Annotated in this window: 10 protein-coding genes; 5 read left to right on the forward strand and 5 right to left on the reverse strand. The window is 36.3% G+C overall.

The genetic code is table 11. The annotated features are described in order from the left end of the window. The 5 genes from QZ357_RS03155 to lysA form a co-directional block, all read right to left on the reverse strand. On the reverse strand, nucleotides 1-597 hold a 597-nt coding region (locus QZ357_RS03155; RefSeq protein ID WP_290771704.1), incomplete at its 3' end, for a potassium transporter TrkG. A gap of 310 nt (nucleotides 598-907) precedes the next feature. Then, nucleotides 908-1,531 (reverse strand): SMC-Scp complex subunit ScpB, encoded by a 624-nt coding sequence (scpB, locus tag QZ357_RS03160; protein ID WP_290771706.1) that lies wholly within the window; start codon nucleotides 1,529-1,531, stop codon nucleotides 908-910. 8 nt (nucleotides 1,532-1,539) lie between these two features. Beyond that, the gene (locus QZ357_RS03165) at nucleotides 1,540-2,259 is read right to left on the reverse strand and encodes a segregation/condensation protein A (RefSeq protein ID WP_290771708.1); all 720 of its coding nucleotides are present in this window, start codon (nucleotides 2,257-2,259) and stop codon (nucleotides 1,540-1,542) included. An 18-nt stretch (nucleotides 2,260-2,277) separates the two neighbouring features. Beyond that, nucleotides 2,278-2,886, reverse strand: a complete 609-nt coding sequence (locus tag QZ357_RS03170) for a site-2 protease family protein (protein WP_290771710.1) — start codon at nucleotides 2,884-2,886, stop codon at nucleotides 2,278-2,280. Nucleotides 2,887-2,901: 15 nt separating this feature from the next. Continuing rightward, complete coding sequence (gene lysA / locus QZ357_RS03175; protein WP_290771712.1) at nucleotides 2,902-4,176, reverse strand: diaminopimelate decarboxylase; 1,275 nt, start codon at nucleotides 4,174-4,176, stop codon at nucleotides 2,902-2,904. A 119-nt stretch (nucleotides 4,177-4,295) separates the two neighbouring features. Here lysA and rnr point away from each other — a divergent pair, with 119 nt between their 5' ends. From rnr to mutS, 5 genes are all read left to right on the forward strand, one after another. Then, nucleotides 4,296-6,407, forward strand: a complete 2,112-nt coding sequence (gene rnr / locus QZ357_RS03180) for a ribonuclease R (RefSeq protein ID WP_290771714.1) — start codon at nucleotides 4,296-4,298, stop codon at nucleotides 6,405-6,407. Between the two features lie 27 nt (nucleotides 6,408-6,434). Further along, a complete protein-coding gene (locus QZ357_RS03185) occupies nucleotides 6,435-7,151 on the forward strand; it encodes a pseudouridine synthase (RefSeq protein WP_290771716.1) in 717 nt (238 codons plus the stop codon). 1 nt (nucleotide 7,152) lies between these two features. Continuing rightward, nucleotides 7,153-7,719, forward strand: coding sequence for a class I SAM-dependent methyltransferase (locus QZ357_RS03190; RefSeq protein WP_290771718.1), 567 nt, complete (start codon nucleotides 7,153-7,155; stop codon nucleotides 7,717-7,719). A gap of 11 nt (nucleotides 7,720-7,730) precedes the next feature. After that, nucleotides 7,731-9,047: a tRNA (N6-isopentenyl adenosine(37)-C2)-methylthiotransferase MiaB gene (gene miaB, locus QZ357_RS03195; protein WP_290771720.1), complete on the forward strand. Its 1,317-nt coding sequence runs from the start codon at nucleotides 7,731-7,733 to the stop codon at nucleotides 9,045-9,047. 12 nt (nucleotides 9,048-9,059) lie between these two features. Further along, nucleotides 9,060-10,797: DNA mismatch repair protein MutS (gene mutS, locus QZ357_RS03200; protein ID WP_290771722.1), on the forward strand; the 1,738-nt coding region annotated here is incomplete at its 3' end.

A 10,797-nucleotide genomic window follows, 5' to 3' on the forward strand; every position in this document is an offset into this window, starting at 1 on the left:
CGTTATGTTTACCAAAGTATCGTTTGAATATCTTGTAAGGGAAGAAAACTGTTCGAATTTTCCCATCAGATCGAAGCCCGCGTTGCAGAAGGCCGATATCGAGTGGAAGATGCCGTTGTATATTCCTTCTATAATTCCCATTTCGGGAACGAATCTTATCGCAAGGAGTATCGCTCCTATGCCTTCGAATATTATGGTTCCCTTTACTATTCTCATTATCATGGATACTATGCCGCCGATTTGTATGCTTCCCGCCGACTGCATCAACAGCTTTCTTTCGTTAAGTCCGATTTTTCTTTTTAAAAATATCGAAAACATCGTTATTATCGTCATGAATCCGATTCCGCCTATTTGTATTAGGCATATTATTACTATCTGCCCGAAAACGGACCAGTGAGTATAGGTGTCATATATTACAAGCCCCGTTACACAGGTTGCAGATGTTGCCGTAAACAAAGCATTTAAAAAAGGAGTAGCTTCTCCGCTTCTTGAAGATATAGGCAAGCTGAGAAGAATCCCTCCGATCAGTATTATAAAGAAAAATCCAAGCGCAATTATCTGCGTGTATGTCAATTTTGTTTTGAGTTTATTTAACATCGATATCCCTTTAATTTTTTCTTAATATGATTTTATTTATTTTAATATAATTTTAATTTCGTTTTCAATCATTATAACAAATAAGATATTTACAGTAAATAGAAAATTATTGAAAAATATGTTTATTTGAATATATATTTTTAATTGTATTAAATATATAAATGAATAATAGATAAGGTTATCATAATATATTGATTTATTCTTTGTATTTCATTTTAAATTTGTTTATGCTAACTTTAAATGTTATTTATTTAATATTAATAAAAATTCCTTTTGAATTATAAATAAAAAATCACTTCCTAAGAAGTGATTAATCGACTTTTTCCGTAAACATCAGCTGTTCTCCGGCTTCTTCGGTTTTTTCATCTATATGGTTTTCCAAATCATCCAAAAACTTTTCGAATTCCGGAAGTTCGTTTAGCCTTTCTATTCCCGCCAGACGCAAAAATTCTTTTGTGGTTTTGAAACTCATCGGCTTTCCGATTACATCATCCAGTCTTCCTGCCTGTTCAACCAGTCCTCTGTCTATCAACAAATCGAGAGAACTGCTTGACTTTACTCCTCTTACAAGTTCTATATCAAGTCTTGTTACCGGCTGCTTGTATGCTACTATAGCCAGTGTTTCCAGTGCCGCCTGAGAAAGGGAAGTTGTCGTGTAATTTGTCAAAACTTTTTTTACATAATTAAAGTATTCACTTCTCGTTGTAAGCTGATATGTATCATCAGTTCTGACTAACTTCACCCCTCTCATTTCATAATCATATTCACTTTGTAATTTTTTTAATAAATATGTTGCATATTTATTGTTAATACCCAGCACTTCTTTTATTGTGTCGATATGTACCTTGTCACCTATGGCAAAGAGGATGCTTTCTATTATATGTAAAAGTTCTTTTTCTTCTTTGTTAATAAAATCGTTATCGGTTTTATTCATATATTCTCCTATATTTTTTCTAATAATATATCTCCGTAAACTCCGTTTTGTGTGAGTTTTACGGCATTCACTTTAAGAAGTTCCAAAGTTGCGAGAAAAGTCGCTATAACGTATCCTTTTTTTATGTTTTTGTCGAACAGGGAAAAGAAGCTTATTTTATCCTGTTTTTCGAGCATTTTGGTTAAAATTAGCATAGAATCGTCAACGGAAAATGTATCTGTTTCTATTGTTTGATTTTCGCTGAATTCGTTTATTCTTTCTTTTCGCTTTATCAAAATGTTTCTGAGTGCTTTTGAAAGCAGGGAAAGATCTATTTCCTTTATAACGTATTCTTCTTTTATTTCGCTGTAATATTCTGGGTCTTTCGTCAAAGATGTGTTGTATATCTGTTCGCTTTCTTTTAGGCTCTTTGTCAACTCTTTGAAGGCTTTGTATTCGATGAGTCTGTTTACCAGCTCTTCTCTCGGGTCTGTCTCTTCTTCGTTTTCTTCTGTTTCCACAGGCAGAAGTGTTTTGGATTTTATTTCAAGCAAGGTGGATGCCATAACGACAAATTCGCTTGCCACTTCCATATCGAGATCGTTGTAGCTGTATATATATTCCAGATATTGCTTTGTTATTTCTACTATGGGTATGTCGTATATATCTATTTCGTTTTTATTTATAAGGTGCAAAAGAAGATCCAAAGGTCCTTCGAAACTGCTTAAGTGTAATATGTTTTCTTTCATTTTGATACTTCCCTCATATTAAAGGAGAACCTTTAAAAACGGAAGCATCAAAGGTGAGAGTATAATGCCTATCATTCCCGTTACCAACAAAAGTATCAATAACAGATACAGATAATGTTCGTATCTGTAAAATTTTTCTTCGTATTCATAAGGAAGCAAACTTGCCAAAATCTTTGAACCGTCCAAAGGAGGAATCGGTATAAGGTTGAATACCATTAGGGATATGTTTATTACAACTCCGTACTGAAGAATATAGTATAAGACTTCATTATTTATTATCGGTGCAACAAATTTGTAAAGAATTGAAAAAACAACCGCCAAAATAAGATTGGATAAAGGTCCCGCCAAGCTTACCAGTATGGTTCCTTTTTTTCTGTTGTTAAAATTTGCCGTGTTTATAGGTACGGGTTTTGCCCAGCCGAAACCGAAAAACAAAAGGGCAATAAATCCCAAAGGGTCGAGATGTCTTGTGGGGTCCATGGTCATTCTTCCCGATATTCTTGCGGTCGGATCTCCCATTTTGTCCGCTATAAATGCATGAGCAAATTCATGTACGCTCAGTGCCAGTATTATGGGAATGAGCATATAAAGCATTTGTATCAGATTTTCAGTACTAAATAAGTTCATTTCTTCTCCTTAAATTTAATCTTCAAGCCAACTTGGCACAACATCGTTTTGTATTAAATTTTCGTATGTATCTCTCTTTACCATCAACTCCGCTTTGTCGTCTTTTAAAAGAACAACAGGAGGTGTTTTTAGTCTGTTGTAGTGGCTTGACATAGAATAGTTGTATGCGCCTGTGTTAAGAACCGCAATTATATCCCCCGGTGCCGCCTGAGGAAGCAGAATATCTTTTATCAAAGTATCAGTTTCGCAGCATTTTCCGCTTATTGTATAAAGCTCGTTTGGTTCTTTGTTGTATTTGTTTGCTATTACCGCATGGTAAACCGCATTGTAAAGGGCAGGGCGTGGATTGTCCGCCATTCCTCCGTCAACGCTTATGTATTTTCTAAGGTAAGGTATTTCTTTTATTGTTCCTACAGAATATAAAGTTATTCCCGCAGGTCCTATTATGTATCTTCCGGGTTCAACTATTATTTTAGGAACTTTTATTCCTAGCATATCGCATTGTTTTCTGATGATTTTGCTTATTCTGTGAACGTACTCTTCAACGTCGAATACAGGGTCATCGTGAAGATAGTTTATCCCAAATCCTCCTCCGAGGTTTAAAGCTTCTACTTCAACTCCCATTTCTTTTATGTTGTATACTATTTCCAACATACTGGTTGCCGCTATTTCAAATGGTTTTGACGATGATATGTCAGAACCGATATGGCAGTGTACTCCTGTTAAGTTCAGGTATTCTTCGTCTATTATCATCCTTGCGGCACGTATCGCCATGTTTATCGGAATACCGAATTTTGAGTCTATTCTTCCAGTTTGAATGTATTCGTGAGTGTGCGCTTCCACTCCCGGTGATATTCTTATATGCACGTTTTGTGTTCTCTTAAGTTCTTTTGCTATTCTTCCGACAAGTCCTATCTCATAAAAACTGTCTATTGTGATAACGCCGATTCCCGCTTCTATGGCTTCTGCTATTTCTTCGGCGGATTTGTTGCTTCCGTGGAAACATATTTTTTTTGGATCAAGTCCTGCTTTTAATGCCGTGTATATTTCTCCTCCCGAAACGGTGTCAAGGCATATACCCTGTTGTTTTATTATTTTTACCATGGCCATGTTTGTAAATGCTTTGCCCGCATAATTTATATCGTAGTCCAAACCGTATGCTTCAAAACTCTTTTTTATTAGATTTATCGCTTCTACGATTTTATTTTCGCTTATAACGTAAAGCGGTGTTCCGAATTTTTTTGCAAGGGCTACTGTATCATGTCCCGAAAATATAAAATGTTCATTCATATTTTTAATCTCCTGACTTGGTATTTTTTTATTTAGCTTAATTACACATTATATCAGATATTTATTTCTTTTTAAATAAAATATATTAATTTTTAAACAAATAGTATATAATAATTTGTATGAAAAACGATAAATTGGAATACTTAAGCGAACAGATATATTTACTTATGGAAAACGATGATTATAAGCCGATGAAATTCAAGGATTTTGCTTATATTTTCGACATGCATTCGAAAAATCAGAAAAATCTTTTGTCAAATGCTCTTAATTATCTTATAAGTGAAAAGAAAATAAAATATATTAAAAACAGATATTTGCTTATGGACTCGGGTATTTACGAAGGCATATTCGAAAAGGGCAGGGGTTCTTTCGGTTTTGTGAGTACAAAAGAGCTTGATGAGGATATCTTTGTTGCGGGAAAAGACACCATGGACGCATTCAGCGGAGATACCGTCAGGGTGGAAATCATAAAAGAAAAACAAGAGGGGAAGAAAAGAGAAGGAAAGATAACCGAGATTATAAAAAAGGTAAAAAGGGAAACCGTAGGAACTTTTTACAAAGAGAAAACTTTCGGTTTTGTTGTAAGTGACAATCCAAGCTTCACAAACGATATCTATATACCAAAGTCAGGCATAAAGTACGCAAAGGATAAAGACAAAGTCGTGGTCGAAATTACCGATTTCCCAAAGGGAAAGAACTGGGTCGGAAGAATAAATAAAGTTCTCGGACATTTGGGAGATGAGGGGCTTGAGATAGAATCCCTGCTTTACGAATATGATATTCAAAGGGATTTTTCTCAAAAGGTTTTGAAAGAAGCCAAGGCTTTGGATTTTGACGGCTTTGATAAGTTTAAAGATAAAAGAAGGGATTTGACTGATAAAAACATATTTACCATAGACGGCAAAACCGCAAAAGACCTGGACGATGCGGTGAGCATAAAAAAAGAAAAAGACGGATATATTCTATCCGTTCATATAGCTGACGTAAGTACTTACGTTAGGAAAAACGGAGAAATCGACAAAGAAGCTTACGAAAGAGGGACCAGTGTTTATTTCCCCGACAGGGTTATTCCGATGCTTCCCAAGGCACTGTGTGAAAATTTATGCAGCCTTAATCCTAAGGAAAAAAAGAAAGCTTTCAGCGTCGATATAAAAATAAACAAAGACGGAAAAATAATCGGTTATGATTTTTATAAATCTCTGATTGTTTCAAAAGCAAAGTTTGTGTATGACGAAGTCAATGAGCTTTTTGAGGGAAGTAAAAATCTTCCCCGTGAGTATTATATTTACGAAGATGATTTAAACCTTATGAAGGAGCTTTATAAGCTCTTAAAAAACAGAAGAATCCTTGAAGGAAATCTGGATTTTGACGGGGATGAGAGTGTTATAAGTGTTGAAGACGGTGTGGTTAAAGACGTTACACTTAGAAAAAGAGGAACAGCGGAAAGAATCATCGAGCAGTTTATGCTTGCGGCAAATACGTCAGCCTGTGAGTTCTTCTCCTCTCTTGGAGTTAACGGAATATACAGGGTTCATGAAGAACCCGATAAGGAAAAAATCGGTGATTTTGTGAGATTTGCCAGAGCTCTAGGATACAAAATCAGACTTCACGACGGACATTACAGCAGCGAGCTACAGGAATTTTTGAAAGATGTACAAGGGGATAAAAACGAGAGTCTTCTTAAAACCGTTCTTTTAAGGTGTATGAAAAAGGCGGTATACACAACAGAGAACAAAGGGCATTTTGCCCTTTCCATAGAACATTACACTCACTTTACTTCTCCTATAAGAAGGTACCCTGACCTAATGGTGCACAGGGTTTTAAACAATATCTTATCCGGTACTGTGAACTTGGATAACCCGGAAAAAGAAAGAGAAAAAATGGAGAAAAGAGCAGTTCATCTGTCAAAAAAAGAAAGACAAAGCGAAGAGATTGAAAGAGAAGCCGATAAAATATTCATATGCGAATATATGGATGGTTTCATAGGTGAATCCTTTGAGGGGAAGATTTCCGGGTTCAGTTCAAAGGGAATGTATGTAAAGTTGGAAAACGGAATAGAAGGCGTTATATACTTAAATAACCTAAAAGACGATTACTACATTTACGACGAAGAGCATTACTCTTTGGTCGGAAGGGAATTTGCCAAAAGGTATACGATGGGAGATTCCATAAATGTAAAATTAATCGGTGTTTCCAAATTGAAAAGAGAAGTGGAATTTTGTATAATATAATGATTGTTTAAAGAAAGAGAAGTGGATATGGAAGAAAAAATGAGAATAAACAAGTACCTTGCAAGCTGCGGAATTGCTTCCAGAAGAAAATGCGAAGAGATAATCCAAAAAGGGAAAGTAACTCTAAACGGCGAAGTCGTAAGACAGCTTGGTACAATGATAGATGTAAAAAAGGATATAGTAAAAGTTTACGGTAAACAGGTTAGTTTTGATAACAAAAAAGTTTATTATATGTTAAATAAGCCTTCGGGAGTGATAAGTGCCAGCAAAAGCAAGTACGGAGAAGAAACCGTGGTCGATTTGATAGGTCAAAAGGAACACCGACTCTTTCCTGTGGGAAGGCTGGATAAGGATACAACGGGGCTTATTATCATTACCAACGACGGGGATTTTGTCTATAAACTCACACATCCGAAATACGAAAAAGAAAAGACCTACGAAGCCCTTGTAAAAGGAAACGTGGATTCAAAGTCATTGGAAAGGTTAAAGAAGGGAGTCGTGGTTGACGGGAAAAAAACCGCAAAAGCGAAAGTAAGGCTTATCAAGATGATAGGCAACAACTCTCTTTTGGAAATAAGCATAATAGAGGGAAGAAATAGACAGGTAAAAAAGATGTGCGAGAACGTGGGACATAAAGTCTTAAAGCTTCACAGAACTATGGAAAACGGACTCGGACTTGGAAACTTGGAAGAGGGGGAATACAGAAAGCTTACCGCGAATGAGGTTAAAAAGCTTTTGAGATAGTATGGCGTTACTTAATAATGTAAGCGAAATGACGGACTTTTTTATCGACAGTAAAGTAAAACCGGGGGATGTCGTTTTGGATTTGACTATGGGAAACGGAAACGACACTCTCTATCTTTCGGGTAAGGTTGGACAAAAGGGCAAGGTGTATGCTTTCGATATCCAAAAAGAAGCCCTTAAGAATACAAAGGCTCTTTTGAAAGAAAAGGCTTTGTATGACAATACTGTTCTGATTTTGGACAGCCACATAAACCTTTTGGAATACGTGAAAGAAAAAGTGAGCTTTGCGGTGTATAACCTCGGTTATCTTCCCAAAGGAGATAAGAGTATAACCACAAAAAAAGAAGATACTCTTTTAAGTATAAAAAGAACCTTGAGTGTCTTGGATTATGACGGTACGGTATGTATATGCGCATACGTTGGGCACGAAGGGGGAATGGAAGAGTATAAAGGCATAGTTGATTACTGCAAAGAGTTGGATAAAAAGAGTTTTAACATTGTAAACATAAACCATCTAAACAGGAGAGAAACCTCTCCTGTGATGATATTAATAGAAAAAATCAGATAAACGGAGATATTATGAAAAAATATTTAATCATTACATACGGTTGTCAGATGAATGAAAACGACAGTGAAAAAATAAGCGGAATGCTTGAGCAGCTTGGATATGAATCTACAGACAAAGAGCAGGACGCAGACTTGATTATAATGAACACGTGCAGTGTTAGGGAAAACGCAAACAATCGTTTCTTCGGCAACCTCGGGAATTTTAAGAAGTTAAAGAAAAACAAAAAGGATTTGATGATTGCGGTGTGCGGGTGCATGATGCAAGAAGAGCATATCGTAAAGAAAATAAAAGAGAAGTATTCTTTTGTTGATATAGTATTCGGTACTCATAACATAGCTTCTCTTCCTTCTTTGCTTGAAGAATGCGAAGCAAAGAGGAAACTTATAGTGGAAGTTCTTGAAGACAGCGACAATCTTGCAGAGGGACTTCCCGTAAACAGACAGTTTAAGCATAAAGCTTTCGTAAGCATTATGAAAGGATGCAACAACTTTTGTTCTTACTGTATAGTTCCTTATACAAGGGGAAGAGAAAGAAGCAGGGAGTATAAAAATATTTTGGAGGAAGTAAAAGGACTTGCTCTCGACGGAGTAAAGGAAGTTACATTGCTTGGACAAAATGTAAACTCTTACGGAAAAGGGCTCGAAAATCCGATTTCCTTTGCTGAGCTTTTGGATATGGTAAGTAAAGTAGAGGGAATAGAAAGAGTAAGGTTTATGACCTCTCATCCGAAAGATTTAAGCGACGAATTAATCGCCGTCATAAAAGAAAATCAGAAGATATGTTCTCATATACATCTTCCGATGCAGTCCGGTTCCAGCAGGATTTTAAAACTTATGAACAGGCATTATGACAAAGATGATTATGTGAATTTGGTAAATAAAATAAAAAGAGAAATTCCGGGCGTTGCATTGACGACGGATATAATAGTGGGTTTCCCGACAGAAACCGAAGAGGACTTCCTGGATACATTGGACGTTTATAAAAAGAGTGAATTTGATACGGCGTTTACTTTTATCTATTCCAAAAGAGAAGGTACAAAGGCTGCCGTTATGGACGGTCAGGTAGACGAGAAAACCGTCAAAGAAAGATTTGACAGGCTCCTTAAGCTTCACGATGAGATACTGCTTAAACAAAACGAGAAGTATCTCGGAAAAGTTGTGGAAGTATTGATTGACGGAGTAAGCAAAACGAATGACAAACTCCTTACCGGCAGAACGGACACCTTTAAACTGGTAAACTTTACGGGAAAAGGTAATACGGGGGATATAGTAAAAGTAAAAATAACAAAAATACAGACATTCCATTTAACGGGAGAAATGGTAGAATAGGAGAAAATATTTATGGGATTGACACCTATGATGAAGCAATATCTGCAAATACACGAAACCGTACCCGATACAATATTGTTTTTCAGACTCGGTGATTTTTACGAAATGTTTTTCGATGATGCAAAGAAAGTCAGCAGAGAGCTGGATATAGTTTTGACGGGCAAAGACTGCGGGCTGGAAGAAAGAGCTCCGATGTGCGGCATACCTTATCACAGTGCGGACGGATATATCGCAAAGCTGGTTGAAAAAGGATATAAAGTCGCTATTTGCGAACAGGTTGAAGACCCGAAAACGGCAAAGGGGATAGTAAAAAGAGAAGTTCAAAGGATAATATCTCCGGGTACCGTTACCGAAGGGAAGATGCTTAAAGCCAGTGAAAACAACTATATAATGTGTATATACTATAACAAGCTGGACTTCGGCATTACTTACTGCGATATCACCACGGGAGAATTCAATATCGTTAACTTAAGCGGAGAAAACAGAGAAAATGAACTTTTATCCCTGCTTGCAAGAGTAAATCCCGCACAAATAATAGTAAATACGATTTTGTTTGAAGATTTGTCTTTAAAGAAGAAAATATCTTCGGTTACCAAGGTTGCCTTGGAACCTCACCCTTTAAATTATTTCTTCTTTGACAAAGCAAAGGATATTATGCTAAGGCAGTTTAATGTTTTTGCGCTGTCTTCTTTGGGGCTTGACGACAACGAGGTTGGCGTAAGATCCGCAGGTGCGCTGATTAAATATCTAGATGAAACCCAGAAGAGATCATTAATGCATATAAACGAGATAAAGCTTAACGAAAGCAGCAATTATATGCATCTCGATTACAACACCAAACGAAATTTGGAAATAGTCGAAAATTTAAGAACGAACAACAAAAAGGATACTCTTTTGGATGTTCTCGACGAAACCGTTACATCCATGGGGGCAAGAGAGCTTAAAAAATGGATTTTGGAGCCCCTTACCGATAAAGACAAGATAGAACAAAGACAAGACGCCGTAAAGCTCTTTACCGACGATGTCATGATTCTTGAGGATATAAGCGCAAATTTAAAATATGTAAAGGATATGGAAAGAATCATATCCAGACTTTCTTTGGATATTGCAAACGGAAGGGATTTAATTTCCCTAAAAGAGTCTATCGGGGTACTGCCACGTGTAAGACTGCTTATTTCAAAGCTCATGAAAGACTCTTCTCTTTTAAAGGAAATTTATTCCGAAATGGACGAGCTTGGTGATATTTACGATTTGATAAATTCGGCTATAGACGATGACTGTCAGGTAAGCCTTAAAAACGGCGGAATAGTAAAAAGAGGATACGACAAAGAAATAGACGAGCTTAAAAATCTGAAAGATAATTCCGCAGGGATACTTGCAGGTATAGAACAAAAAGAAAAAGAAAAAACAGGGATAAAAAACCTGAGAATAAAATACAACAAAGTTTTCGGATACTTTTTGGAGGTAACCTCTTCTTATAAAGATTTGGTTCCCGAATATTTCATAAGAAAACAAACCCTTGCAAACAGCGAAAGATTCTTTACTGAAGAGTTAAAAGATATTGAAGTAAAGCTTTTGAGCGTTGAAGAAAAATTAAAAGAAAAAGAATACTGTGTTTATGTGGATATAAAAAACAGAGTTCTTGAAAACATAAAGAGAATTCAGCATTGTGCAAAGATGATTGCCGTAATTGACGTATTGATTTCTCTTTCGGTGGTTGCAAAGAAATACCACTATGTGAAGCCGACCA

The organism is Anaerofustis sp. (assembly GCF_019420015.1).
GTDB lineage: Bacteria > Bacillota > Clostridia > Eubacteriales > Anaerofustaceae > Anaerofustis.